This window comes from Pseudomonas benzenivorans (assembly GCF_033547155.1).
Taxonomy (GTDB): Bacteria; Pseudomonadota; Gammaproteobacteria; order Pseudomonadales; family Pseudomonadaceae; genus Aquipseudomonas; species Aquipseudomonas benzenivorans_B.
Window position 1 is genome coordinate 1,322,933 of sequence record NZ_CP137892.1, and the last position, 26,470, is coordinate 1,349,402.

General features: G+C 68.1%; 23 protein-coding genes. 12 read left to right on the forward strand and 11 right to left on the reverse strand.

The window, feature by feature from the left end; all coding sequences use genetic code 11:
* The first annotated feature begins 214 nt into the window (after positions 1–214).
* Entirely contained in the window at positions 215–433 is a 219-nt protein-coding gene (locus SBP02_RS06080; protein WP_318645498.1) for a VF530 family protein, read from the forward strand.
* 30 nt (positions 434–463) lie between these two features.
* Here SBP02_RS06080 and SBP02_RS06085 read toward each other — a convergent pair whose 3' ends face one another.
* Positions 464–3,571 (reverse strand): transglycosylase domain-containing protein, encoded by a 3,108-nt coding sequence (locus SBP02_RS06085; protein WP_318645499.1) that lies wholly within the window; start codon positions 3,569–3,571, stop codon positions 464–466.
* A 150-nt stretch (positions 3,572–3,721) separates the two neighbouring features.
* On the opposite strand from SBP02_RS06085, the gene SBP02_RS06090 reads away from it, so the two are divergent.
* The 5 genes from SBP02_RS06090 (at position 3,722) to SBP02_RS06110 (ending at position 7,800) form a co-directional block, all read left to right on the forward strand.
* A complete protein-coding gene (locus tag SBP02_RS06090; protein ID WP_318645500.1) occupies positions 3,722–4,405 on the forward strand; it encodes a class I SAM-dependent methyltransferase in 684 nt (227 codons plus the stop codon).
* A gap of 120 nt (positions 4,406–4,525) precedes the next feature.
* Positions 4,526–5,068, forward strand: coding sequence for a cysteine hydrolase family protein (locus SBP02_RS06095; protein ID WP_318645501.1), 543 nt, complete (start codon positions 4,526–4,528; stop codon positions 5,066–5,068).
* 194 nt (positions 5,069–5,262) lie between these two features.
* Positions 5,263–5,895: a hypothetical protein gene (locus tag SBP02_RS06100; protein ID WP_318645502.1), complete on the forward strand. Its 633-nt coding sequence runs from the start codon at positions 5,263–5,265 to the stop codon at positions 5,893–5,895.
* Between the two features lie 67 nt (positions 5,896–5,962).
* On the forward strand, positions 5,963–6,451 hold the full coding sequence (locus tag SBP02_RS06105) for a hypothetical protein (protein ID WP_318645503.1): 489 nt from the start codon (positions 5,963–5,965) through the stop codon (positions 6,449–6,451).
* Positions 6,448–7,800, forward strand: a complete 1,353-nt coding sequence (locus SBP02_RS06110) for a GAF domain-containing protein (RefSeq protein WP_318645504.1) — start codon at positions 6,448–6,450, stop codon at positions 7,798–7,800. Before SBP02_RS06105 ends, SBP02_RS06110 begins: the two co-directional genes overlap by 4 nt.
* Positions 7,801–7,810: 10 nt before the next feature.
* Here the strand turns inward: SBP02_RS06110 and SBP02_RS06115 are convergent, their stop codons facing one another.
* The 9 genes from SBP02_RS06115 to metR all read right to left on the reverse strand — a co-directional run bounded on the left by SBP02_RS06115 (position 7,811) and on the right by metR (position 16,705).
* Entirely contained in the window at positions 7,811–8,182 is a 372-nt protein-coding gene (locus tag SBP02_RS06115) for a hypothetical protein (RefSeq protein ID WP_318645505.1), read from the reverse strand.
* Positions 8,183–8,225: 43 nt separating this feature from the next.
* Positions 8,226–8,474 carry a hypothetical protein gene (locus SBP02_RS06120; RefSeq protein WP_318645506.1) on the reverse strand — a complete coding sequence of 83 codons (249 nt, stop codon included), beginning with the start codon at positions 8,472–8,474 and terminating at the stop codon, positions 8,226–8,228.
* A gap of 356 nt (positions 8,475–8,830) precedes the next feature.
* Entirely contained in the window at positions 8,831–9,238 is a 408-nt protein-coding gene (locus SBP02_RS06125; RefSeq protein ID WP_318645507.1) for a GFA family protein, read from the reverse strand.
* 23 nt (positions 9,239–9,261) lie between these two features.
* Positions 9,262–10,146, reverse strand: coding sequence for a GNAT family N-acetyltransferase (locus SBP02_RS06130; RefSeq protein ID WP_318645508.1), 885 nt, complete (start codon positions 10,144–10,146; stop codon positions 9,262–9,264).
* 136 nt (positions 10,147–10,282) lie between these two features.
* Positions 10,283–13,435 (reverse strand): efflux RND transporter permease subunit, encoded by a 3,153-nt coding sequence (locus SBP02_RS06135; RefSeq protein WP_318645509.1) that lies wholly within the window; start codon positions 13,433–13,435, stop codon positions 10,283–10,285.
* A 1-nt stretch (position 13,436) separates the two neighbouring features.
* Positions 13,437–14,519, reverse strand: coding sequence for an efflux RND transporter periplasmic adaptor subunit (locus tag SBP02_RS06140; RefSeq protein WP_318645510.1), 1,083 nt, complete (start codon positions 14,517–14,519; stop codon positions 13,437–13,439).
* A 6-nt stretch (positions 14,520–14,525) separates the two neighbouring features.
* Positions 14,526–15,182, reverse strand: a complete 657-nt coding sequence (locus SBP02_RS06145; RefSeq protein WP_318645511.1) for a TetR/AcrR family transcriptional regulator — start codon at positions 15,180–15,182, stop codon at positions 14,526–14,528.
* A 143-nt stretch (positions 15,183–15,325) separates the two neighbouring features.
* On the reverse strand, positions 15,326–15,721 hold the full coding sequence (locus SBP02_RS06150) for a VOC family protein (protein ID WP_318645512.1): 396 nt from the start codon (positions 15,719–15,721) through the stop codon (positions 15,326–15,328).
* A 63-nt stretch (positions 15,722–15,784) separates the two neighbouring features.
* Positions 15,785–16,705: a transcriptional regulator MetR gene (metR, locus tag SBP02_RS06155; RefSeq protein WP_318645513.1), complete on the reverse strand. Its 921-nt coding sequence runs from the start codon at positions 16,703–16,705 to the stop codon at positions 15,785–15,787.
* A 146-nt stretch (positions 16,706–16,851) separates the two neighbouring features.
* Here metR and metE point away from each other — a divergent pair, with 146 nt between their 5' ends.
* Positions 16,852–19,140: a 5-methyltetrahydropteroyltriglutamate--homocysteine S-methyltransferase gene (gene metE, locus SBP02_RS06160; RefSeq protein ID WP_318645514.1), complete on the forward strand. Its 2,289-nt coding sequence runs from the start codon at positions 16,852–16,854 to the stop codon at positions 19,138–19,140.
* A 101-nt stretch (positions 19,141–19,241) separates the two neighbouring features.
* On the opposite strand, the gene SBP02_RS06165 is transcribed toward metE, so the two are convergent.
* A complete protein-coding gene (locus tag SBP02_RS06165) occupies positions 19,242–20,156 on the reverse strand; it encodes a LysR family transcriptional regulator (RefSeq protein WP_318645515.1) in 915 nt (304 codons plus the stop codon).
* Positions 20,157–20,314: 158 nt separating this feature from the next.
* Between SBP02_RS06165 and speB the strand changes: the two genes are divergently transcribed.
* The 5 genes from speB to betA all read left to right on the forward strand — a co-directional run bounded on the left by speB (position 20,315) and on the right by betA (position 26,242).
* Positions 20,315–21,301 carry an agmatinase gene (gene speB, locus SBP02_RS06170; protein ID WP_318645516.1) on the forward strand — a complete coding sequence of 329 codons (987 nt, stop codon included), beginning with the start codon at positions 20,315–20,317 and terminating at the stop codon, positions 21,299–21,301.
* 2 nt (positions 21,302–21,303) lie between these two features.
* On the forward strand, positions 21,304–22,812 hold the full coding sequence (locus SBP02_RS06175; protein WP_318645517.1) for an aldehyde dehydrogenase family protein: 1,509 nt from the start codon (positions 21,304–21,306) through the stop codon (positions 22,810–22,812).
* Positions 22,813–22,905: 93 nt separating this feature from the next.
* Positions 22,906–23,079 carry a hypothetical protein gene (locus SBP02_RS06180; RefSeq protein ID WP_318645518.1) on the forward strand — a complete coding sequence of 58 codons (174 nt, stop codon included), beginning with the start codon at positions 22,906–22,908 and terminating at the stop codon, positions 23,077–23,079.
* A 3-nt stretch (positions 23,080–23,082) separates the two neighbouring features.
* Positions 23,083–24,564 (forward strand): purine-cytosine permease family protein, encoded by a 1,482-nt coding sequence (locus SBP02_RS06185; RefSeq protein WP_318645519.1) that lies wholly within the window; start codon positions 23,083–23,085, stop codon positions 24,562–24,564.
* Positions 24,557–26,242, forward strand: coding sequence for a choline dehydrogenase (gene betA, locus SBP02_RS06190; protein WP_318645520.1), 1,686 nt, complete (start codon positions 24,557–24,559; stop codon positions 26,240–26,242). The genes SBP02_RS06185 and betA overlap by 8 nt, the downstream gene beginning before the upstream one ends.
* Positions 26,243–26,470 lie beyond the last annotated feature (228 nt).

A 26,470-nucleotide genomic window follows, 5' to 3' on the forward strand; every position in this document is an offset into this window, starting at 1 on the left:
CGGCGACTGCGGACGGTCCCGCACTCCTGTGTCGGGCCGATGGCAGCAAGCAGTATAGTCCCCGTTGGCAGAGCCGAATGGCGCCGCCTGGCTGCCCCCCGAGATGCCGGCTGAAGCCCCGCAAGCCCGGTGCAGGCGACCTTGTCTTTCCTCGCGCCCGGCGCTCGGTTAAGGTGCCGGCGAGTTTCCCCATCCCTCGCAGATCAGGCCCCTCATGAGCACCTCTTCGAACAACCCGCTGCACGGCGTCACCCTGGAAGCCATGCTGACCGAGCTGGTCGCGCGGCTGGGCTGGGACGGCCTGGCCAAGCGCATCGATATTCGCTGTTTCAAGAGCGAGCCGAGCATCAAGTCGAGCCTGACCTTCCTGCGCAGAACCCCATGGGCGCGGCAGAAGGTCGAGGCGCTGTACCTGCAGTCGCGCAAGGGCTGATGCCCGGCAGGCCGGTCGCCGTCCGCCGGCCTACTTCCAGCTGGCCTGCAGCGGCGCCAGTGGAGTCTGGCATTGGGTGCTGGCACCCGGCTCCAGATAGGGCGCGAGAATCGGCGCCATGCCCTTGAGCACCTGCACCGGCAGCGCCGAGGTGAAGGTGAACTTCTCCGCGGCGCGGCCTGGCACGAAGGCGGTGAGGGTGCCGTAGTGACGCGGGCCGAGGTAGAAGACGAAGGTGGCGGTGCGGTTCATCGCCCGCGAACTGAGCACCTGGCCGCCGCGACTGACGGTCTCGACCCGGTTGTCGCCGGTGCCGGTCTTGCCGCCGAGGGTCAGCTGGCGCCCGTCGAGCAGGCTGAAGCTGCCTTGCAGACGCCGCGCGGTGCCGCCTTCGACCACCTCGGAGAGGGCATTGCGCAGGGCCGCGGCGACTTCCGAGGGCATCACCCTGACTCCATTGAGCACCCCGTGGCCGACCCGGGTCTCGTAGGGCGTGTCGGTGGCGAAGTTCAGGCTGTCGATGCGCAGGGTCGGCTGGCGGACGCCGTCGTTGAGGATGATGCCCATCAGTTCGGCCAGGGCCGCCGGGCGGTCGCCGGAGCTGCCGATGGCGGTGGCCAGGGAGGGCACCAGGTATTCGAAGGGGTAACCGTGCTTCTGCCAACGCCGGTGGATGTCGAGGAAGGCCTCGACCTCCAGCATGATGCGGATGCGGCTGTCGCGGGCGCTCTTGTGGCGGCTGCGGAACAGCCAGCCATAGACCTCCTGGCGCTGGTCGTGGCTGGCCAGCACGGCGTCGTTGAAGCTGGCCTGGGGCCGCTCCAACAGATAGCCGAGCAGCCACAGCTCCAGCGGGTGGACGCGGGCGATATAGCCCTGGTCGGGCAGGCTGTAGGCGCCCGGCCCGTAGTTCAGGTAGAGCTCGGTGATGCGCTTGTCGGTCAGCTTGTCGTCCGGCAGGTGGCTGCGCAGGAAGGCACCGAAGCTGTCCATGTCCGCCTCCGGCATCAGGTAGCGGTGCACCGCGGCGAGGCGTACGGGGGTGTGGCGCAGGCCGCTTAGGAAGGTTTCCAGGCGCTGCTGCGCCGGTTGATCCTGGTACTTGCGCCAGAAGCGCAGGAGGAAGGTCTTGCCTTCACGGTCGGCGAAGCGGCTGAGGTAGGTCTGGCGCCGCGGGTCCTTGTCGTCCTTGAGCAGCTCGGCGCTGTTGCCCGGCGCCTGGTAGGTGCTGTAACGCACCAGGTCGCGCATCAGGCGAATGAACGGCAGGTTGATCGACTCGCGCAACGCCTCGATCAGGGTCGGGATGCGGCCGTTGTCCTCTTTGCGGAAGTTGGCGAAGGTGTGCAGGCCGCCGCCGGTGAAGAAACGTTCATAGGGGCTGGCCGAGTATTTGCGTTGCAGCGCCGCGTCGAGCATGTCCGGCAGGCTGGCGTCCGGGGTGCGGATGAGGTGGTCGATGGCCCAGCGGGTCAGGTAGTCCTGGTCGGCGACCTCCACGGCGCGCAGGGCGCCGGCGTCCTGGCCGGCGTAGCGCCGGTGCAGTTCGGCGATGACTTCCAGGTAGGTGGCCAGCACCCGCAGTTTGGCGGTGGAGCCGAGTTCCAGCTTGCTGCCCTCGTTGATGTCGAAGGGTTGGTTGGTGCTGTCGGTCTGCACCCGCACCCGGCTGCCGTTGGGGGTGCGTTCGAACAGGGTGAAGCTGTAGCGCACCTCGGCGGTTTTCTCCGCCGACAGCAGGCGTTCGCCGAACAGGCCGATCTGCTCGGCGAACTCCGGCTCGGCGAGCCGCTGCAGGTAGGTGCTGGCGGCTTGCTGCAGATCACCGTGGAGGGTGGTGCTGGCGTGCAGGTCGAGGCGGTCGAGGTCGTACAGCGGCATGTTGAGCAGGCTGGACAGGCGCGAGCGGGCGACGCTGATGCCCTTGTTGCCATCCACCGTCTGCAGGTTCGGTTGCAGCTCCCAGTCGCGGTAGCGCAGCACCTGGGCCAGTGCCGCATCGCGCAGGGACCTGTCGATCAGGCCGCCAACCGCCAGCAGGCGAATATGACTGTCGATCAGCTCGTCGAGCCGGTGCCGGCCCTGGGCCAGGTAGTAGGAGGGGCGGCGCTGCGCGATCATCAGGGCCAGCACCTGGCGCAGGGCCATGCCCCGCTGGGCGTTGCTGGCCTCGGGGGAGCGTGCCGGATCGAGCAGGCGATTGATTTCGGCGAAGTCGGCGCCGTACCAGATGCGCAGGCCGTCGGCCAGGCCGTGGACCTCGCCATGGCCCGGGGCGGCCGACAGCGGTACGCTGTTGAGGTAGTCGCGCACGATGTTTTCCCGGGCCTCCCGGGTCTGGGGCCCACCCTGGTAGGCGCGCACGCTGGCGGAAACCATCTGCCGCAGTTTCTCCCCGGCCGAGTGGGTCAGGCCGTAGGGCGAATGGCGGTACTTCTCCAGCTGGGTGGCCAGGGTGCTGCCGCCGGCCGACTGGTCCTGCACGTCCAGCACCTTGCCGACCTGCGACAGCGCCGCCATGGCGAAGCGCGGCCAGTCCACCGCCGGATTGGCCAGCGGCTGCTCGCCGTCGAGCAGGTGGCGGTTCTCGATGAACAGCAGGCTGTTCACCACCAGGGGCGGTATGGCGGCGAAGGTTGGGTAGTGCTGCTGCGGGTAGCGGAACTGGTAGAAGGGCGTGCCGCGGCAGTCGCTGATGCTCAGACCGGCCTGGATCTTCTCCGGGTAGGGCGGGAAGAAGCCGCGCTGGCTGTAGTCCAGCAGCGTCGGGGAGAAGCGCGCCTGGGCGAGGATGGCGAAGTCGCGTTGCTCCAGGCGCTCGAGCATCAGGGGCAGGTAGGCGTATCCCAGACGTTTGTCGAAGGGACCGTCCTGAGGGTAGAGGATGGCCGGGCTCGGCCCCGGCTGCACGCTGTACTTCAGTTCGCTGGCGTAGTCGCTCAGGTAGCGGGCCTGGAAGTGCGCGGTGCGCAGCTCGAAGCGCGCCAGCAGGATGGCGCCGAGCAACAGCAGCCCCAGTAGCAGCCAGCAGGTCACCCGCACCAGGCGTCTAGGCCCGGATGGTTTGCGATTCATCCTCTGCGGGCCGCTCGATGGAAGGGCAGCCTGCTCTGTGCCGGATTGCCATAATGCACCCATAATTTGCTCGGCCCTGATCAATGCCCCCTAGGGTTTAGACAAGCTTAGTCGGTGGCTGCTGGGCAGAGGCCGGCGTGAGGGGCCCGGATGCGAAAAAAAACTTGGGCTACGGCCTGGATCTTCTCGATGAAACAGCGGCGGAGGCGGGGGATGCAGCACGATCACCGGGAACAGCTCGGCCTCAGCTGGCAGGCCAATGCCGATGCCTGGGCGGCGGCGGTGCGTGAGGGGCGCATCGAGAGCCGTCGCCTGGTCACCGACGCGGCGATCCTGCAGGCGATCCTGGCCCTGGCACCGGTGCGGGTGCTGGACGTCGGCTGTGGCGAGGGCTGGCTGTGCCGCGGCCTGGCCGAGCGCGGCATCGAGTCGGTGGGCGTGGACGCCTCGGCGCCGCTCATCGGTCTGGCCAGGGCTGCCGGTGGCGCAGGTGCCCGCTACCGGGTCTGTGGATACGCCGAGCTGGCCAGCCAGGCGGCGGAGTTGGGCCGCTTCGATGTGCTGGTGTGCAACTTCGCCCTGCTCGAGGAACCGCTGGCGCCGGTCCTGCGGGCCTTGCACCGGCTGCTGGCCCCGGGCGGCCACCTGCTGATCCAGACCCTGCATCCCTGGCGCGCCAGCCAGGATGCGGCCTATCGCGATGGCTGGCGGGTGGAGACCTTCGCCGGCTTCGGCGAGGGTTTCCAGGCGCCGATGCCCTGGTTCTTTCGCACCCTGGAGTCCTGGCTGGGCCTGCTCGGCGGGACCGGCTGGCGCCTGCAGTGGCTGCAGGAGCCCCTGCACCCGCAGAGCGAGCAGCCGGCGTCGCTGTTGCTGCTGCTCAGTGCCGAGGCTTAGGGGCGTTGCCGGGCAGGCCTTGGGGCATGTGCGGCAAGCAGTCCACCGGGGATGGCGCGATGGCTATGATCCCCGGGTCGAGGCGGATTAGACTGGCGTCTCACTGACAGGGAGGTCGATATGAAACAGGCGTTATTGATCGTGGATGTGCAGGCGGGACTGTTTCTCGCCGATCCGCCGCCGCACCAGGCCGAGGCGGTGCTGGAGCGGATCAACGACCTGGCCGGGCGGGCGCGAGCCGCGGCGGTGCCGGTGTTGTATATCCAGCACGATGGCGAGCCCGGCTCGCTGCTCGAGCCTGATAGCCTCGGTTGGCAATTGCATCCGGGACTGCAGCGCGGGGCGGGCGACTGGCTGGTGCACAAGACCGCCAGCGATGCCTTCCAGGGGACCGAGTTGGCCCCCCTGCTGCGGCGGCTGGGGGTGGAGGAGTTGTTCGTCAGCGGCTATGCCACCGAGTTCTGCATCGACACCCTGGTGCGCCGCGCGGCCAGCGAGGGCTTCGCCGTGCGCCTGGTCGGCGATGCCCACACCACCAAGGATCGGCCGGTGTTGTCGGCCGAGCAGATCATCGCGCACCACAATTGGCTGCTGGCCCAGCTGATCCAGCCGCAACGGCCGGTACAGGTGTTGTCGGCGCAGCAGGTGCAGTTCTCCGCTTGAGTGGTCGCGTTGTCGATAGACGGGAGGCGCAATGCGTAAGGTATGTCTGGCGGGCGTGCAGGTGCCGGCGATCGGCCAGGGCACCTGGCGCTGATCGATGCGGCGTGCCCTGCGCCGACCGGTAGACGTCCATAGGCCATGATCTGAATGACCAGGGTCGAGACCTCGGCCAGGTTGAACCCAGGAGTGCCAAGATGAGCCGCTTGTTGCTGCTGTTCTGTGTGCTGCTGGCCGGTTGCGCCGGCTATCGCTATGGCGAGGTCAGCCACGCCTATGTGGAGCCGGCGCCGGCGGTCGCGACCGTCGTGCGCGGCAGGCAGAACTGGCTGGAGGTTCCGGGTGCGCGCGTGCGCGTCGAGCTGAGTAATGAGGTCCAGCATAGTGAACACCAGGTGATGCTGTTCATCGTCCCGGTGATGTACGACCCCATCGACAAGCCGCTGTACCAGGCTGGGCAGGGCGCCCGGCTGCTGTTGGAAATCAGCCCGCTGGCCGGCGCCGCGAGCTTTCGCCCGGAGCAGGTGGCGCTGTCGATAGACGGCCACGAGCATCGCCCGGCCGGGGTGCAGCAGCAGGTGGTGTTCGACCCGGGCCGGTACCCGCTGGAGGGGGCGCGCGATGCCGAGGAGCGGGCGCCGGGGGGCCTCGACTACGCCCTGCAGCGCGCGGAACGCCATTACCAGTTCTGGCTGCGGTTCGACGCGCCCATGCCGGCACCGTCCCAGGACATCCGCCTGGACCTTTCCCGGGCCCTGCGCGTGCCTGGGCAGCCGCCCGTGCCGCTTATCCGTTTCCGGCCGGTGCCCTGGAAGCAGGGCTATACCTGATACCAGCGGCTTCACAGGTGCCCGACGAAGGCGCAGGATATTGCTCAGATTTTGTCGAGACTGAGCCATGAGCGGCATGACCCTGAGTGACGAGCAGATCCGTTTCATCGAGAGCGGCGTGTCGATCAGCCTGGCCTCGCGCGACGTGCGCCGGGTGCCTTCGGTGAGCAAGGGCGTGGGTTGCAAGGTGGCGGCGGACAAGCGCCAGGTGCGCGTGCTGGTCGATGCCGCCCAGGCCGGCCAATTGCTCGAGGATGTGGCCGCCAGCGGCGCCCTGGCGGCGGCGTTCTGCCTGCCCAGCAGCCATCGCACCCTGCAGCTCAAGGGCCGCGATGCCCGCGAGGTGCCGCTGGAGCCGGGCGATGCCGAACTGGCGGCGCGCCATCGCGAGGCCTTCGCCGCGGACCTGTTGCCGCTGGGCTACGCCTTGCCGTTCGCCCGCGCCACCCACGACTACCGGGGCGAGCGCCTGCGCGCCCTGTGCTTCACCCTGAGCGACCTGTTCGAGCAGACCCCCGGGCCCAATGCCGGTATGCGCCTGGAGCCGGCGCGGTGAGCAGCGGGCCGAGCCTGGACGCCATCCGCCCCTGCCTGGAGGGCGCGGTGCCGGCGGCGATCGCCACCTGCGACGCCGCCGGCACGCCGAACGTGACCCTGGTGTCCCAGGTGCACTACGTCGACCCCAGGCACGTGGCGCTGTCCTTCCAGTTTTTCAACAAGACCCGCGAGAACATCCTGAGCAATCCCCAGGCCACGGTGTTTCTCCTGCACCCGCAGACCAGCGCGCGCTACCGCCTGGCGCTGTTGTACCGGCGCACCGAGACCGAGGGGCCGCTGTTCGAGAGCATGAAGGCCAAGCTCGCCGGCATTGCTTCCGACTCCGGCATGAGCGGGGTGTTCCGCCTGCTCGGCGCGGATGTCTACCAGGTGCTGGACGTCGAGTATGTGCCGGGCGAGGAGGTGCCGCCGCCCCAGGATGCGCCCTGCCATATCGCCCGCCTGCGCCAGCTGAACCAGCGCCTGGCCGCCTGCACCGACCTGGCCGGCCTGCTGGAGCAGTGCCTGGACGGCCTGGCCGGCATCCTCGAGATGCCCCAGGCCATGATCCTGCTGCTCGACCCCCAGGGGCAGAAGCTCTACACCGTGGCCAGCCACGGCTATGACCAGTCCGGGGTGGGCTCGGAGTTTCCCGTCGGGCGCGGCATCATCGGCGTGGCGGCGCAATTCCGCACGCCGATCCGCATCGCCCACCTGGCTTCGGAATACGCCTACGGCCGGGCCATTCGCGAACACTTGGCCGAAGCGGCCCCGCTGGACCGCCTGGAGACGGAGATCGCCTTTCCGGGCCTGGCCGAGCCCCACAGCCAGCTGTCGGTGCCGATCCTCGCGGCCGGCCGCCTGCTCGGCGTGTTGCATGTGGAAAGCGCCGAGCCCCACCGGTTCGGCTATGACGAGGAGGACTGCCTGTTGAGTCTGGCCGGCCTGCTCGGCGCCTCCATCCTGGCCCTGCAGCAGACGCCCGAGGTGTCGCCCGAGGACGCCGGGGCGCCGCTGGCGCCCACGCCGCCGAGCGGGGCGCCTCTGGCGGTGCGCTACTATCCGGCCAACAGCAGCCTGTTCCTCGGCGACGACTATCTGATCAAGGGGGTGGCAGGCGCCATCTTCTGGCGCCTGTTGAACCTGCACCTCGGCGAGGGGCGCAGCGAGTTCAGCAACCGCGAGCTGCGGGTCGATCCGGCGCTGAAATTGCCGGAACTGGACGACAACCTGGAGGCGCGGCTGATCCTGTTGCAGCGCCGCCTGGCCGAGCGCAGCCGCGACATCGTGCTGGAGAAGTGCGGCCGCGGGCGCTTGCGCCTGCTGCTCCGGCGCCCGGTGTTGCTCCAGGAGATCGCCGCCGGCTGAGGCATCGCGCTCAGGTGCGTCGCCAGAGCAGGTTGCCGGCGAACAGCAACACCGCCAGCAGCATCACCACCGCGGAACTGCCGAGCACCGGGCCGGCCTGGGGCGTGCCGAGGATCACCAGGGCCAGGGCCCCCATCATCACCGGCAGCGTCAGGTTGTGCAGCCAGAACTGCAGGCTGGCCAGGCGGCTGGTCGCCGCCTTGGGAAAGTAGTGGTAGATGATGCCGATCAGGGCCAGGGTGACCCAGCCGAGCAGGTTCATGTGGGCGTGCACGGCCATCAGGCGGTGGTCGCCGCTCAGGCCCATGAACACGCCCAGGCCGACGGCCAGGCAGAAATAGACGATGGCGACATAGATCCAGCGACGGGAAAGGGGACTCATTGCATTGCTCCTCGTTGGGTTTGGTAGTGGGCGGCGTGTCGGCTCAGGCCGACAGGTCCGCCGGCTCGACCGGCCGGGTCAGCCCCAGCGCGGCATCGAGATGGGCAGGGTGTTGCGCTGTCAGCTGCGGGCGCAGCGCTTGCAGCCCGTCCCGCTCGGCGAGCATGGCGCGGGCTTCGTCGCAGTCCTGCCCGCCGCAGCGGCCGATCGGGTAAAGGGTATGCAGCAGGTGGGCACGCAGCCCCTTGTGGATCGGCGCATGGATATCGAAGCGGGCGGCGGTGGCGGACATCGACTGACTCCTCGAGGGTGTGAGGAGCCCATGCTAGAAGGCGGCGTATCGCGACATTGCGAAATAACCCCTAGGCAATCCCTAAAACTTCCCTAAGGGCGCGGGGAATCGTGCAGCCGTTCCGACGAAGCGAGCGGGCAGGCGGCATGGGATCCGTGTGGCGACGGGCGGTGCAGGGAGGCAGGACGGTGGGCGTCAGGGCGCCAGAGCTAAGCGGCCGGCACCCAGGGCTGGGGGGCGAGAATCGCGGTCACAGCGGTGAGCAGCCGCGGGGCAGGTTGTCGCGGCGACCTCGCCGGGTGCCAGGGGCTGGCGGTGCAGCCCGCTGGCATTCGACGGTGGCTTTAGCTGGCGCCTCAAGCATCCATGCCTGGCGGCCATTCGGTGTGTTGCGGCAGGTCGTCGGTGATCTCGTGCCAGATGGCCTTGGAGCCTACGAAGATGTGCTCCCGGGGCCGTGCGCCGGGGTCACCATCGACGGTGGCCAGGACGATTTCCGACACCCTGCCGGCATGGCCGCTCGCCAGCGACGCGCCGCATTTGCGGCAGAAGCAGCGATATCTGTCGGGTGAGGACGGGTAGCTTTCGATGCAGTCCTGCCCCGCCGTCCAGCGGAACTGCTCGGGGTCGATGATGCCCCAGGTCACATAGGCGGCGCCGTTGGACTTTCTGCAGATGGAACAATGGCAGTTGCCGATCAACTGGAACTGACCGGCGATCTCGTAGCGAACGCTGCCGCACTGGCAGCTGCCTTGTAGGCTCATGGAGTGATCCCCTGTAGCGCGGATTAATAGAATATCGACGGCAGGTACGCGCCGGCTGGCTCGTTGTACAGGCCGATGCTCATCAGCGTCATCGGCTGGACCACGCGCAGGCCGTTCTCCAGACACCAACGAAACAGCTCCACATTGCGGGTCGGCACATGAAAACCCGGCCCCGGGCATTCGTCGGCCGCGGCAATCAGGGCCTTCAAGGCATCGTTGCTTTCGCCCACGCTGTGGCCGAAGAAGGCGACGAGGGTGGTGTAACCGACGATCCGCCCCGCGTGCTCGACGACCCTGGCGGTGCCGCGGTCGATCGCTTCGCTCAACTCGCCGTCCCGGTCATGCCCGTGCACCCGGATGCAGAGCCGGTTGCAGTGGGGCAGATCCGCCCTAGTCGCGGGCCTGACCCGATGGCCCGGCAGCTCGACTCCGGGCGGTGGCCCCTGCAGGGTGGACAGCGGCTCGCGCGCCACGAAGCCGAGCCTGGTGTAGAGCGCAAGCGAACGGTTGTGATAGGTCGCCTGCAGCAGCCTGACGCCTGGGAAGCCCTTGTCGGCCACGCGGTTCAGGACATCCGCCATCAGGCGCCGGCCGGCCGCCTGGTTCTGGGTGTGGGGAGCGACCGTAATCGGCCCGATGCCGGCGATGGCGTTGCGTTCATCCAGGAAGTTGCTGCCGACGATGCGCCCCTCGGCTTCGGCGATGACCGAATAGAAGCCGGGATGGGTCAGGAGCCCGGACAGCAGCTCGGTGGCCACCTCGGCGGACGGGAAGTCGGGCGGGAAGCTGTGTTTCTCGGCAATGGCGCCGAAGGCCTCGTAGCATATTCGACCGCATGCCCCGGCATCGTCGCGGGTGCCGGGACGAAGCATGAAAGGGTGATCTAGGGATTCTGCAATGGCCGCCATGATCGACTGACTCCTCGGTGTTGGTCTGAGGAGAACCATGCTAGGAGTCGGCGGGCGGGAGGATTGCGAAATTACTCCTAGGTAATCCCTAAAAGTTTCCTAAGCGTCGGCGCCGCGAGGTCCGACGCCCGTGCGCTCACTTGTCGACCGGGCTGCTCAGGTTGTGCTTGCTGGGGCGGCTGGCGGGCAGCTGCTCCGGCAGGTCCAGCAGGTCGGTGGCGTAGGTCTCCAGCGGCGGCGCGCGGCGCTCGAAGCGCGCGCCGAGCACCAGCAGGCAGGGGGTCAGCAGCAGGGTCAGCAGGGTGGCGAAGGCCAGGCCGCCGGCGATGGCGCTGGACAGCTGGGTCCACCACTGGGTCGAGGGGGCGCCGAAGCCCAGGCTCGGCGTCAGCAGGTCGACGTTGACGGCCAGCACCATGGGCATCAGCCCGAGAATGGTGGTCACCGCGGTCAGCAGCACCGGGCGCAGGCGCAGGCTGCCGGTCTCCAGGGCCGCCTCGCGCGGCGCCAGGCCCTGGCGGCGCAGCTGGTTGTAGGTGTCGATGAGGATGATGTTGTTGTTCACCACGATGCCGGCCAGGGCGATCAGGCCCATGCCGACCATGACGATGCCGAACGCCTGGCCGTTGACCAGCAGGCCGATCAGTACCCCGGCGGTGGACAGTACGATGGCCGAGAGCACCAGGCTGGCCTGGTAAATACTGTTGAACTGGGTGACCAGGATGATCGCCATGAGGAACACCGCGACGACGAAGGCGGTCATGAGGAAGTTGGCTGCCTCGCGCTGGTCGGCATCCTCGCCGGCGAACTCGAGCCGGACCTCGGCCGGCAGCTCGCCGATGGCCTGGCGCAGGGCCAGCAGGCGCTCGTCCAGGCGCGCACCCTCGGCCAGCTCGGCCTGCAGGGTGATGGTGCGGACGCCGTCGACCCGGTGCAGGGTGCCGACCTTGGGCGCCGGTTCCAGGCTGACGAAGTTGCCCAGCGGCACCTGGCCGTTGGGGGTATTGAGGGTCAGGCGGCCGAGTTGGTCGAGGGAGCGCCAGCTGCCCGGCAGGCGCACGCGGATGTCCACCTCGTCGTTGGCGTCCTCGGGCCTGTAGGTCGCCAGCTTGAGACCGTTGCTGACCATCTGCACGGCGTTGCCGACGCTTAGCACGTCGGCGCCGAAGCGCGCCGCCGCCTCGCGGTCGACCTGCAGGCGCCACTCGATGCCGGGCAGGGCGCGGTCGTCCTCGATGTCCTGGAAGCCGCCGAGGCGCTGCATCTCGGTGCGCAGGCGCTCGACCCAGTGTTCGGCCAGATCCTGGTCCAGGGCGCTGAGTTGCAGCTTGACCGGCTTGCCGCCGCTGGGGCCTTCTTCCTGTTTGCGGAACTCCAGCACCACGCCGGGAATGTCGGCGGTACGCGCGGCCATGTCGGCGAGGATGTGCTTGGCCGGGCGCCGGGCATGCCAGTCGACGAACTGGAACTGCAGGGTGCCGATCACGTCGGCGCCGAGCTGGCCGTCGGGCTGGGCCAGGGAGCGGGCGTACAGCGCCTTGACCTCGGCCATGCCCAGCAGGCGTTTCTCCACCTGCTGCAGCAGGGCGTCCTTCTCCTGCACCGACAGGTCGCCGCGGGCGCGCAGCCAGATCTGTGCGCTCTCCGGTTCGACTTCGGGGAAGAATTCCACACCATGGTTGAAGCGGCCGTAGCCGCTATAGATCAGGGCGATCAGTGTGAGCATGCCGAGCAGGGTCAGGCCGGGACGCCTGAGCAGGCGCTGCAGCAGGCGGCGATAGGCGCGGCCGCCACGGCTGGCCTGCTGCGGCAGCGGCTGCGGCTGACCGCCGGTGACCGCGCCGAGCACCGGCAGGAACACCAGGGCCATGGCCAGGGAGGCGAGCAGGCAGAGGATCACCGTGGCCGGCAGATACTTCATGAACTGGCCGACCACACCGGGCCAGAACAGCAGCGGCAGGAACACCACCAGGGTGGTGGCGGTGGAGGCGATCACCGGCCAGGCCATCCGCGTCGCCGCGTTGACCCAGGCCTGGCGGGGGCTCTGCCCCTGGTGCAGGTAGCGGTCGGCCAGCTCGGAGACGACGATGGCACCGTCCACCAGCATGCCGGCGACCAGGATCAGGCTGAACAGCACCACGATGTTGAGGGTGAAACCGAGTACCCAGATCAGCAGGATGCCGCTGAGGAAGGCGCCGGGGATGGTCAGTCCGACCAGCAGCGCCGAGCGCGGGCCCATGCTCGCCACCACCAGGATCAGCACCAGGACCACGGCGGTCAGCACGTTGTTGAGCAGGTCGTCGAGCAGGCTCTTGACCTGCTGCGACTGATCCATGATGTAGCTGACCTGCAGGCCCTCGGGCAGCAGCGGCTGGGCCTGGGCCATCAGCGCCTTGACCTGTTCGATGGTCGCGATGATGTTGGCGCCGGCGCGCTTGGACACCTCCAGGACGATGGCCGGCTGGCCGTTGATCCGGGCGAAGCCGGTGGGGTCCTTGAAGGTACGGCGGATGGTCGCCACGTCGGCGAAGGTCACCACGCTGGCGCCCTCCACCTTGACCGGCATGGACAGCACGTCCTCGAGGTTCTCGATCACTCCGGGGACCTTCAGGCTCATGCGCCCGGCGCCGGTGTCCAGGCTGCCGGCCGCGACCAGGCGGTTGTTGCGGCTGACCAGGTTGAACAGCTCGCTGTAGTCGATGCCGTAGCTGTCGAGCACCTGCGGGTCGACGACGATCTCCAGCAGATCCTCGCGGTCGCCGCCGATGTTCACCGAGAGCACCTCGGCGATGCCCTCGATGTTGTCCTTCAGGCGCCTGGCCACGTACACCAGCTCCGCCTCCGACAGCGGTCCGGAGAGGCCGATCGACAGCACCGGGAACAGCGCCACGTTGACCTCGTTGACCGTCGGCTCCTCGGCCTCGTCCGGCAGCTTGCTGCGGGCGCTGTCGACCTTCTCGCGCACGTCGGCCAGGGCGCGGCGGGGGTCGAAGCCGGCGTCGAACTCCAGGGTCACCGAGGCATGCCCCTCGCTGGCCAGCGAGCGCATTTCCTTGATTCCCTCCAGGCTGCGCAGCTCCTGTTCCAGGGGGCGGGCCAGCAGGCGTTCGGCATCCTCCGGGGCGATGCCCTCGAGCGTCACCGAGACATAGATGATGGGGATGGTGACGTCCGGGTTGGCCTCCTTGGGGATCGCCACATAGGCGGCCAGGCCACCGCCCAGCAGGAACAGCAGCAACAGCAGGCTGGTCCGGCTGCGGTCCAGCGCTGCGGCGATCAGGCTGTGCATCTCAGCTGCCCTCTTTGGCCAGTTGGGCGAGCACCTGCTGGCCCGGTTCGACGAACCCCTGGCCGAGGGTGATCAGGGCGACCCGCTGGGGCAGGCCGCTGACCCAGGCCCCCTGGTTGTCGACGCTGAGCAGCTCCACCGGGGTGAATTCGACCCGTTGCTGCTGGTTGACCCACTTGACCCCGTGGCGACCGGCCTGATCCAGGCTGAGCAGGGCCGGGGACAGGCGATGGGCCAGGGCCTGGCCGGTGTCGATGTGCAGGGTGGCGCTGGCCCCGGCCAGGCGCAGCGACTCGGGATTGGCCACCCGCACCTCGATGCGGAAGCTGCGCGAGCCGGGGTCGGCGGCGGCGGCGATGAAGTGCAGCTCGCCGCTCAGACTGCGACCGTCGAGCAACTCGACGTGCACCGGCTGGCCCAGCTGCAGCTGGGTCACCTGTTGCTGGGCGATCTGCGCGCTGACCTTGAGCTGGTCGATGTCGACCAGGGTCAAGAGGCTCTGCCCGGGCTGGACGAAGCCGCCCAGTTCGACCTGGCGCTGGTCGTAGACCCCGGCGAAGGGCGCGGTGATACGGGTGTGGCGCAACTGCAGACGGGCGCTGTCCAGCTCGGCGCTGGCCTTGGCCAGCTCGCTCTGCAGACGCAGCAGCTCGTTGGCCGAGATCAGGTTACGCTCGCGCAGGCGGGTGGCGGCCTTGACGTCGCTCTGGCGCTGGCGCACCTCGGCCTCGCCGCGGGCCACCTGGGCGGGACGGTCGTCCGGCGACAGGCTGAGCAGCAATTGCCCCTGCTCGACCCGGTCGCCCTTGTCGCGGTCCAGGCGCAGCACGCTGGCGTTGACCTGGGCGCGCAGCTCGACCCGGCGCCAGGGCTCGATCTGCCCCTGCACCACCTGGCGGCGCTTCATGAGTTCGGCCTCCAGCCACTGGAACTCGACTTTCGCCAGGCCGCCATCGGCCAGTGGCCGGTCGGGGCCGGCGTCATCCTGGGCACGGAAGGTCGCCCCGCTGAAGAGCCAGAGAAGCAACAGCAGGCTGATGGCGATGGCGATCAACCAGGGACTTTTGCTGAGGCGACTGAACATGGGCAATTACTCGATGTTGAGGCGATAGCCGCGCAGGCTGGCGGCCTGGCCCTTGAGGCCGGCGATGATGAAGTCGGTGACGCGCTCGAAGTAGTCGGGCAGGCCGATGGGCTCGGCCCAGTGGGCGAAGCCGCCGGAGGCGATGCGTGCCATCACGCCGCTGAAGCAGGCCTCCACGCCCCACAACAGGTGCTGACAGTCGGCATGGGGCAGGCTGCGGGCATCCAGGCAGTCCGCCAGCAGCTGGCCGAACAGCGCTTGGTAGTCATGCTCCAGGGCGAGGAACTGTTCGCGGTAGGGCATCTCCAGGCGCTCCTGAAAGGCCGGGCGGTCGCACAGCAGGCATAGCTGCACCAGCACCGGGTCGGCGAGCATCTGCGCGAAGGCCCGGCGGATCACCTGGCGCATGGCCTGGGGACCCGGCTGGGCGGCATGCAGCGCGCGCAGTTCGTCGAGATTGGCCCGCGACAGCTCCAGCACCAGCTGCGCGTATAGCGCCTCCTTGCTGGGGAAGTGCTTGTACACCGTGCCCTTGCCGATGCCGGCGCCGAGTGCCACCTCGGCGATGGTTACGCGGTCCCAGGGCTGTTCGCGAAACAGCTGGCGTGCGGCTGCGAGGATGGCGTCGTGGCGTTGCTGGAACAGGCGATCTTGGTAGCGCATGACGGATCGTGGGTGCTTCGTGACCAGTGGTCATGCTATGACTGCTGGTCACGATGAGCAAGCCGGAAGTTGTAACAGCCGCAGTTCGGAGTCGGACCTTGCCAGGTGAAGCGGGGACTGCCGCCGAACAGGCCGGCAGCTGCTCAGGGGGACTCGCCCAGGTCGCCATAGGCGCCGGCGATCACCACCACGTAGCCATCGGGATCGCTCAACCAGATCTCCCGGTGGTTGGCATTGCGGTTGACCTGGGGGCCTTCCAGCACGGTCGCCGCGAGTGCCTGGATGCGCTGCACGGCCCGATCGAAATGGTCGGTCTGGAACCACAGCACTACGCCATTGCCATAGGGGCGCCGTTGCGGGTCGCCGAGGTGCGGATGCTGGTGGGCGTCCCAGTGATGCAGCTGCAGGATCATTCGCCCCGCGCTGACCAGCTGTTCGTAGTCGGGGCCGCCGTGACCGCTCCGGCAGTCGAGCAGACTCTGGTACCAGCGGCTACTGGCTTCGACGTCGCGGACAGCGAGCAGCGGTTGTGCGTGCATGGGGGCCTCCTTGCCTGGGGTGGTCATCAGCGCTGGCCGACAGGTTCGGCGAGCGCGGGTTGTTCAACTGCGCGCCACGCTGACCCCTTCCAGGTTGGCGAAGGAGGTGTCCTTGGCGGTCAGCAGGAAGTCGCGCATGAAGGGCGCGTCGAGCATGTCGCTGCGGATGCCGGCATACAGGGTGGCGAACAGGCCCTTGGCACCCAAGCGCTTGGCGGTGACATAGCCGCGCGAGCTGTACTCGTGCAACGCCCAGTTGGGCAGGCCACAGACGCCGCGGCCGCTGGCCACCAGCTGCATCATCATCACCGTCAGCTCCGAGGTGCGCACCTGGGCCGGCTCGATGTCGGCCGGTTCGAGGAAACGGGTGAAGATGTCCAGGCGGTCGCGCTCCACCGGGTAGGTGATCAGGGTCTCGCCGGCCAGGTCCTCGGGCTGGACAAAGGCCTTGCTGGCCAGCGGATGCTGGTTGGCCACCGCCAGCATGGCCTCGTAGGTGAACAGCGGCACATAGGTGATGCCGGCCAGCTCCAGCGGGTCGGAGGTCACCACCAGGTCCAGGTCGCCCCTGGCCAGGGCCGGCAGCGGGGCGAAGGAGAAGCCCGAGGCCAGGTCCAGCTCCACCTCCGGCCAGGCGTCGCGGAACTGGTCGATGGTCGGCATCAGCCACTGGAAGCAGCTGTGACACTCGATGGCCATATGCAGCCGGCCCGCCGTGCCGCCGGCCAGGCGCGCCAGGTCGCGCTCGGCACTGCGCAGCAGCGGCAGCACCGCATCGCACAGCTGCAGCAGGCGCAGGCCGGCGCTGGTGAAGCGCACCGGCTTGGTCTTGCGCACGAACAGCTGCATGCCCAGGCGCTCCTCCAACTCCTTGAACTGGTGCGACAGTGCCGACTGGGTCAGGTGCAGGCGGTCGGCGGCGTCTACCAGGCTGTCGCTCTCGCGCAGGGCGTGCAGGGTCTTCAGGTGGCGTAGTTCGAGCATGGCGGTCTCGGAGTCGGGGGATGGGCGGAGCGTCATTCACCCTACATGAATAAAACTTGATATCAAAGCGAATAGGTTGAGTTTGTCTCACTATCCCGGGCTGTCGACAATGCGCGCCATCTTTTGCATCTATGGAGCGTTTCGACATGGCCTTGTCCCATTCCCTGGGTTTTCCCCGCATCGGTCGTGACCGCGAATTGAAGAAGGCCCTGGAGGCCCATTGGCGCGGCGAGCTGGACGAAGCCGGCCTGCGCGCGGTCGGTCGCGAGCTGCGCGCCGCCCATTGGCAGCTGCAGCAGGACGCCGGCCTCGAGCTGCTGCCGGTCGGCGACTTCGCCTGGTACGACCAGGTGCTCGGCCACTCGCTGATGGTCGGCGCCATCCCGCAGCGCTTCCGGCCGCAGTCCGGGCAGCCGACCCTGGACACCCTGTTCGCCATGGCTCGCGGCACCGGCCGCGACGGCTGCTGCGGCGGCCACGCCCAGGAACTGACCAAGTGGTTCGATACCAACTACCACTACCTGGTCCCGGAGTTCACGGCCGATCAACGCTTCCAGCTGAGCTGGGAGCAGCTGTTCGAGGAGGTCGAGGAGGCCCACGCCCTGGGCCACAGGGTCAAGCCGGTGCTGCTCGGGCCGCTGACCTACCTGTGGCTGGGCAAGGTCAAGGGCCAGGCCTTCGACCGCCTCGAGCTGCTCGAGCGGCTGCTGCCGGTTTACGGCGAGATCCTCGGGCGCCTGGCCGCCCTGGGCGTGGAGTGGGTGCAGATCGACGAGCCGATCCTCGGTCTGGACCTGCCCCAGGACTGGAAGAACGCCTTCGAGCGCGCCTACCACCTGCTGCAGCATGCGCCGTTGAAGAAGCTGGTGGCCTGCTACTTCGGCGGCCTGGAGGACAACCTCGGCCTGGCCGTGGGGCTGCCGGTGGACGGCCTGCACGTGGACCTGGTGCGTGCGCCGGAGCAGCTGGCGCTGCTGGTCGATCGCCTGCCGGCCTACAAGGTGCTGTCGCTCGGCGTGGTCAACGGCCGCAACGTCTGGCGTTGCGACCTGGAGCGGGCGCTGACCCAGCTGCGCCAGGCCGAGGAGCGCTTCGCCGACAACCTGTGGGTGGCGCCGTCCTGCTCGCTGCTGCACAGCCCGGTGGACCTGGCCCGGGAGACGCAGCTGGACGCCGAGCTGCAGAGCTGGCTGGCCTTCGCCGTGCAGAAGTGCGAGGAGGTCGCCATCCTCGCCCGCGGCCTGAACCAGCCGGATGACGCCGGGGTGCGGGCCGCCCTGAGCGACAGCCGCGCGGTGCAAGTCAGCCGCGCCGGCTCGAAGCGCATCCACAACGAGGCGGTGCAGGCGCGCCTGGATGCCATAGTCCCGGCCGACAGCCAGCGTGCCTCGCCTTTCGCCGAGCGCATCCTGCGGCAGCGCGCGCGCCTGCAACTGCCGGCCCTGCCGACCACCACCATCGGCTCCTTCCCGCAGACCGCGGCGATCCGCCTGGCGCGCCAGGCCTTCAAGGCCGGTAAGCTGTCCGCCGCCGAGTACACCGAGGCCATGCACAGCGAGATCCGCCATGCGGTCGAGGTGCAGGAGAACCTCGGCCTGGACGTGCTGGTGCACGGCGAGGCCGAGCGCAACGACATGGTCGAGTACTTCGCCGAGCAGCTCGACGGCTACGCCTTCACCCGTTTCGGCTGGGTGCAGAGTTACGGTTCGCGCTGCGTCAAACCGGCGCTGATCGTCGGTGACCTCAGCCGCCCGCGGCCGATGACGGTGGACTGGATCGCCTATGCCCAGGGCCTGACCGACAAGGTGATGAAGGGCATGCTGACCGGGCCGGTGACCATGCTGATGTGGTCCTTTGCGCGCGAGGACATTTCCCGCGAGCAGCAGGCCCGCCAGCTGGCTCTGGCCATCCGCGACGAGGTGCAGGACCTGGAGGCGGCGGGCATCAAGATAGTGCAGATCGACGAGGCGGCGTTCCGCGAGGGCCTGCCGTTGCGCCGGGCGCAGTGGGCGGCGTACCTGGAGTGGGCCACCGAGGCCTTCCGCCTGTGCGCCTCGGGCGTGCGGGACGAGACGCAGATCCACACCCATATGTGCTACAGCGAGTTCAACGACGTGATCGGCGCCATCGCCGCCATGGACGCCGATGTCATCACCATCGAGACCTCGCGCTCGGACATGGAGCTGCTCGAGGCGTTCGAGGACTTTGCCTACCCCAACGAGATCGGCCCGGGGGTCTACGACATCCACTCGCCACGGGTGCCGGAGGTGGCGCAGATGGCTGCGCTGCTGCGCAAGGCGGCCCGGCGCATTCCCGTCGAGCGCCTGTGGGTCAACCCGGACTGCGGCCTGAAGACCCGCGCCTGGGCGGAGACCGAGGCGGCGCTGGTCAACATGGTCGCCGCCGCACGGCAATTGCGCAGCGAGCTGGCCTGAGGCGAACCGGAGCAGCCAGTCGCAGGCGACCCCAGGGTCGCCTGCGGCGTATCTGGGCACGCCATCGCCCGTCGTGCGCCGCGGGCTCGACTGCGCGCGGGTCAGGGGTGGGGTGGGGTGCGCGAACAGGTCGCGAGGTCCTCGAGGAAGGCCTGGAGAATCGGCGGCGGGGCCACGCCGCGCCGGCTGATCAGGTCGAATGGCGACATCAGCTGCAGTTGCGGCGCCGCCAGTTGGCGCATTTCGCCGTTCTTGACCCAGGGTGCGGCGAAATGCACGGGCAGGAAGCCCAGGTACGCCCCGGAGATGATCAGGATGGCCAGCGCCTCGATGTTGTCCACCGTCGCCGCCGCCTTGCTCACCCCCAGCTGTTCCAGGTCGTACTGCTGCATGTAGCCCCGGGCGACCAGGCGGCTGGCGGCCACTTCCTTGAGCAGTTCGGCCCCCTTGGCCTGGCTGCCATGGAGCGGGTGGCGGCGGCCGCAATACAGCGCCAGGGCTTCCTGATACAGCGCCGAGTAGGACAGGCCGGGCACGTGGATGGGGAAATGGCCGACGGCCAGGTGCAGGCGGCCGTCGAGCACGCGTTCTTCCAGTTCTGCGGGAGCGCCGACATAGACGTTGAGGTGGACGTCGTGTCCCCTGGAGACGAACCGCTGGGTGGCGCGCGGTATCGGTGAGTCGGGGTCGGTGATGGTGCTGTCGATGATGCCCAGGTTGAGCTGACCGCTGATCTGCTGTTTGAGCACGTCGGCATCCAGGCAGAAGTTCTCCACCGCCGCGAGCAGGCGCAGCGTCGCTTCGTGGATCGCCATGCCTTGCTCGGTCAGCTGGAAACCGCTGCGGCCGCGTTGGCACAGCTTGACCCCGAGCCGGGTTTCCAGGTGGGCCATCTGCTCGCTGATGGTCGACTGGCCGGCATTCAGCGCCGCCTGGGCGGCGGAAAACCCCCCGCATTTGACGATGGTGGCGAAGACCCTGAGCAGTTTCAGGTCGACATCGTGCAGTTGAATCACGCGAGTCTCCTCCCTTGGCGATACATCGGAACTACCGATGTGAATATCTGATGCCCAGTATTTTTCCCATGCAAGGCCGGGCCCATAGTCACTGCAACGGCGAGCGCTGACAAGGTTCGCCCTCCGTCGAGAACAACAAGAGTTGGAGATGCCTGCAGATGTCGAACAACAGTTACGAATCCGGCCGCTTGAACCTGCCATTCGTGGGCCATTGCACCTTCGCCAAGTCCCCGGTGTGCACCGACTGGGATGCGCTGGACGCCGATGTGGCGATCCTCGGCGCGCCCAACGACATGGGCACCCAGTGGCGCTCCGGCGCACGCTTCGGGCCGCGCGGCATTCGCGAGGCCTCGACCCTGTTCTCCTTCGGCCACGCCGGCGCCTACGACCATGAAGACGACGTCATGTACCTGACCGCCGAGGACGTGCGCATGGTCGACGTCGGCGACGCCGACATCGTCCACACCGATATGGCCGCCAGCAACGCCAACACCGAGTACGCCGTGCGCAAGATCCTCGAGGCCGGCGCCATGCCGGTGGTGCTGGGCGGCGATCACTCGGTGCATGCCCCGGTGATCAAGGCCTTCGAAGGCCGCGGCCCCATCCATATCCTGCATATCGATGCGCACCTGGACTTCGTCGACGAGCGCCATGGCGTGCGCTACGGCCACGGCAGCCCGTTGCGCCGCGCCTCGGAGATGAACCACATCGTCGGCATGACCCAGCTGGGCATCCGTAACGTGTCCTCCTCCAATCGCAACGACTACGACGCGGCGCGTAGCGCCGGCTCGCAGATCCTCTCGGTGCGCGACGTGCGTCGCCTCGGCGCCCGGGGCGTGCTGGAGTTGATCCCCAGCGGCGTGCCCTACTACATCACCATCGACATCGACGGCTTCGATCCGTCCATCGCCCCGGGCACCGGCACTCCCAGTCACGGCGGCTTCCTCTACTACGAGGTGCTCGAGATCATCCAGCTGCTGGCCCAGCGCAGCCGCGGCAACATAGTCGGCATGGACCTGGTGGAGGTGGCGCCGGCCTACGACCCCACCGGCATGACCTCGATCCTCGCCGCCCAGCTGCTGCTCAACAGCATCGGCTTCATCTTCCACGCGCGCGCCCAGGCCCGCACCGCCCAGGAGGCATGACCATGGACAGCATCGTCAAACAGTACCTGCAGCAGTTCGGCATAAGCGAAGCCACCCAGCAGTTCCTGGGCAAGCCCCAGAAGATGTTTATCGGCGGCGCCTGGGTCGAGGCCAGCGATGGCGGCAGCGCCGAGGTCATCGAGCCCTCGACCGAGGGGCTGCTGACCCGCATCCCCATGGGCACCAGCGAGGATCTGGACCGCGCCGTGGCGGCCGCCCGTGCGCAGTTCGACGGCGGCGCCTGGAGCCAACTCAAGCCGCTGGAGCGCGAGCGCCTGTTGCACCGCCTGGCCGATTTGATCGAGCAGAACGCCGTCGAACTGGCCGAGATCGAGTCGATCGACATGGGCAAGTCCGCCGCCCAGGCCCGCGACGTGGATATCCAGGGCACCATCGATACCTTCCGCTATTTCGCCGGCTGGGCCACCAAGCTGCACGGGCGCACCGTCGAGCCTTCGCTGCCGGGCAACTACCTGGCCTATACGCGCAAGGAGGCGGTGGGCGTGGTCGGTGTCATAGTGCCGTGGAACTTCCCGCTGCAGACCATGGCCTGGAAGCTCGGCGCGGCCCTGGCCACCGGCTGCACCCTGGTGGTCAAGCCGGCCGAGCTGACCTCGCTGTCGGCGCTGCGCTTCGCCGAACTGGTGCAGCAGGCGGGCATCCCCGACGGCGTGGTCAACATCGTCAGCGGGCGCGGTAGCCTGGTTGGCGCGGCGATGGCCAGTCATCCGGGCATCGACAAACTCAGCTTCACCGGATCGACGCCGGTCGGCTGCACGGTCGGCAAGTCGGCCATCGATCAGATGAAACGCCTGACCCTGGAGCTGGGCGGAAAATCTGCAGTCATAGTACTGGACGATGCCGACATCCCGGCCGCCGCCCAGGCGGTGGCCAACGGGGTGTTCTTCAACTCCGGCCAGGTGTGCGACGCCGGCACCCGCGCCTATATCCACCGCAGCATCTACGAGCAGTTCCTCGCCGAGCTGATCGCCTACACCCGCACCCTGAAGATCGCCCCGGGGCTGGATCCGGACTGCTTTATCGGCCCGCTGGTATCCAGGCAGCAGCAGCAGCGGGTGCTCGACTACATCGAGGTCGGCAAGGGCGAGGGCGCCGAGCTGATATACGGCGGCGAACCCGTCGCGGGCCCTGGCTACTTCGTGCAGCCGGCCATCTTCGCCCATTGCCGCAACGACATGCGCATCGTCCAGGAGGAGATCTTCGGCCCGGTGCTGGTCACCGCGCCGTTCGACGACGATGAGGAGGCGTTGCGCCTGGCCAACGATTCGCCCTTTGGCCTGGCCGCGGCGCTCTACTCCAACGACCTGGGCCGGGTGCACGGCCTGATTCCGCGGCTGCGCGCCGGCTCAGTGTACGTCAACGCCCACAGCACCATCGACCCGGCCATGCCGTTTGGCGGCTACAAGCAGTCCGGTTTCGGCAAGGACCTGGGCGCCGAGCAACTCGAGCACCTGTTGGAGACCAAGGCGGTGTGGATCACCCTGCCATGAACTGAGGAAGCAACAGACCACCGGCATGACGCCAGGCGTCATGCCGGGAACATCGGGTAGCCAATAACAAGAGCCATACGAGGTTATGTCCAGATGAACAGTCAAGCCGAAAGCCTGCGTGCGCAGGACCTGGAACGACGCATCCGCGTCTACGAGGAGATGGAACAAGCCAAGCACTGGCCGGGGGCGCTGAACGCCACCGACTACCTGGCAATCACCCTGATGACGCTGGTGCTGGTGGCCGGCTTCTACCTCTGGGGGTATTGAGCCATGGCCACGTCCAAGTCAGTCGATATCGGTCTCGAAGCCCAGCGCGGCGATACGCCGCTGCTGCCCACGGAACGCATGTGGGGCTTCTGGGAATTCAGCTACGCCAACTCGGCCCTGGCCATCGCCACCTGGGCCTTCCTCATCGGCGGCGCCACGGCGCTGTTCGTCGGCGTGCGCGAGGGCATCGCCGCCATCGTCATCGGCAACATCATCGGCGTGCTGCTGGCGACCTTCGCCACCTGCGTGCCCTGCGGCAAGTACGGCACCGAGCAGTTCACCTTCCTGCGCAGCATGTTCGGCAGCAACGGCAGCCGCCTGGTTTACGTGCTGGCGGTGGTGTTCCTGACCATGGGCTGGCTGGCGGTGCTGGGGCTGATGTTCGGCCGCTCCATCGACGGCCTGAGCGCCCTGTTGGGCGAACACGAGGCGCAGCCCACGGGCCTGCTGGTGCTGCTGTCGGGCTTCTTCGCCATCGCCCTGGCCGGCTTCGTGGTAGCCAAGGGGCCCACCTCGATCAAGTGGTTCAACACCCTGGTGGCCCCGGCCCTGGTGCTGATCATGGGCGCGATGCTCTACCTGATCCTCAGCGAGCGCAGCGTCGCCGAGCTGCTGGCGCTGCCGGCGCTGGATGCGCCGTTTGCCGACAAGCGGGTCAACTTCATGATCGCGGTGGAGGTGAACATGGCCGCGGGCCTGTCCTGGTGGCCCTATATCGGCAACCTGGCGCGCCTGAGCAAGAACCAGCGCACCGCCTTCTGGCCGAACATCATCGGCATCTTCGGCGCCGCGGTGCTCGGCGAGGTGGTCGGCCTGCTGGCGTCCGCCGCCCTGGGCGACAGCGACCCGACGGTGTGGATGACCCATATTGGCGGCCTGGTGTTCGGCGTCGTCGCCCTGGGCTTCATCGCCTTCGCCAACGTCACCAGCATGATCAACATCCTCTACACCTCGATAGTCGGCCTGCGCCAGCTGGCCGGGCAGAAGTTCCGCGAGATGAGCTGGGCGCTGCTGGTGGTGCTGTTCTGCGTGGCGCCGGCGGTCATCGTGTTCGTCGCCCCGGGTATCTACGACGGCTTCTTCATCTTCCTGGTGTGGACCTCGGCGCTGAACAGCGCGCTGGCCGGCATCGGCATCGCCGATTACTACTGCCTGCGCCGGCAGCGGATGAACCTGCGCCACCTCTATGGCCCCGAGGCGCGGTCGGCCTACCACTACTGGAACGGCTTCAACCCCATCGCGCTGCTGGCGCTGGCAGTCGGCTTCGTTTCCTACGTGCTGCTGTTCAACCCGCAGACCCTGGCCAACACCACGCTGTTCAGCTTCGTCTCCGCCTCGCTGCCGTCCTGCGTGCTGGCCGGCCTGGTGCACTACGGGCTGACCCGAACCTTCGCTACGCGGCTGGGCTGGGGCGCCTACGCGCCGGGCCACGGCAGCCGCAACAACCCCCTGAATCTCGAAGCACAGGGCCTGAGCCATGACTAAGCAATACGATTACATCATCATCGGTGCCGGCTCGGCCGGCTGTGTGCTGGCCAACCGCCTGAGCGAAGACCCCGCCACCTCGGTGCTGGTGCTGGAGTTCGGCGGCAGCGACCGCAGCGTGCTGATCCAGATGCCCAGCGCCTTCTCCATCCCGATGAACACCAAGAAGTACAACTGGCGCTACGAGACCGAGCCGGAGCCCTACCTAGACGGTCGGCGTATCCACTGCCCGCGGGGCAAGGTGCTCGGCGGCTCCTCGTCGATCAACGGCCTGGTCTACATCCGCGGCCACGCCTATGACTTCGACGAGTGGGAGGAGCTCGGCGCCCGCGGCTGGGGCTACCGCAACTGCCTGCCCTATTTCAAACGGGCCGAACACTACGAGGGCGGTGGCGATGCCTACCGCGGCGCTAGCGGACCCTTGCATACCGGCAACGGTAACCACATGCGCAATCCGCTGTACGGCGCCTGGGTCGAGGCCGGCGCCGAGGCCGGCTACATCAAGACCGACGACTGCAACGGCTATATGCAGGAAGGCTTCGGCGCCATGCACATGACCATCAAGGACGGCGTGCGCTGCTCCACCGCCAACGCCTACCTGCGTCCGGCCATGGACCGGCCGAACCTAACCGTGGTGACCCAGGCCATGACCCGGCGCATCATCCTCGACGGCAAGCGCGCGGTGGCCATCGAGTACGACCACGGCGGACGCACCCGGCAGGTCCGCTGCAAGCGCGAGATCCTCCTGGCAGGTGGGCCGATCGGCTCGCCGCACCTGCTGCAGCGCTCCGGCATCGGCCCGCGCGAGGTGCTTGACCAGGCCGGGGTGGCGCTGCAGCACGAGCTGCCCGGGGTCGGCGAGAACCTGCAGGACCACGCCGAGATCTACATCCAGTACGGCTGCAAGCAGCCGCTGACCCTCAACAGCAAGATGGACCCGCTGAGCAAGCTGATGATCGGCCTGCGCTGGCTGCTGTTCAGGGACGGCCTGGGCGCCACCAACCACTTCGAGGCCGGCGGCTTCATCCGCTCCGAGCAGGGCCTGCGTTGGCCGGATATCCAGTTCCACTTCCTCCCCGCGGCGATGCGCTACGACGGCAAGAAGCCGGTCAAAGGCCACGGCTTCATGGTGCTCACCGGGCCGAACAAGCCCAAGAGCCGCGGCTTCGTGCGGCTGCGCTCGGCCGACCCCTACGAGCACCCGCGCATCCAGTTCAACTACCTGGAGCGCGAGGAGGACCGCGAGGGCTTCCGCCGCTGCGTGCGTCTGACCCGCGAGATCATCGGCCAGCCGGCGATGGATGCCTTCCGCGACGGCGAGATCGCCCCGGGGCCGCAGGTCAACAGCGACGCCGAGATCGACGCCTTCGTGCGCGCCAACCTGGAGAGCACCTACCACCCCTGCGGCACCTGCCGCATGGGTGAGGACGAACTGGCGGTGGTCGACTCCGAGCTGCGCGTGCGCGGCCTCGAGGGACTGCGGGTGATCGACTCCTCGGTGTTCCCCACCGAGCCGAACGGCAACCTCAACGCGCCGACCATCATGCTCGCCGAACGCGCGTCCGACCTGCTGCGCGGGCGTGGCATGCTGCCGGCCTCGGAGGTGGAGGTGGGCCTGGCCGAACACTGGCAGACCCAGCAGCGCAGCAAGGCGCCGGTGCGGGATGTGCACGTCTAACCGGGGCATAGGGATATCTGGGTGAACCTAGACCCTCATCCCCTGCGCAGCAGCGAGCAGGGCCGCGCGCCAGTGCTGGGGAGGAGGGCCATGGTTCGATCCCTGGGGCCGCATTTTGTTACCCTGCTCGGCGCGCTATAGCGTCCGTGGGCACTGGGATGGGTCAGCCGCTCGGCTGAGTCTCGCTGGCGAGCGCCGCGCAACATGACCTGTACAGTCCAGTCGCCC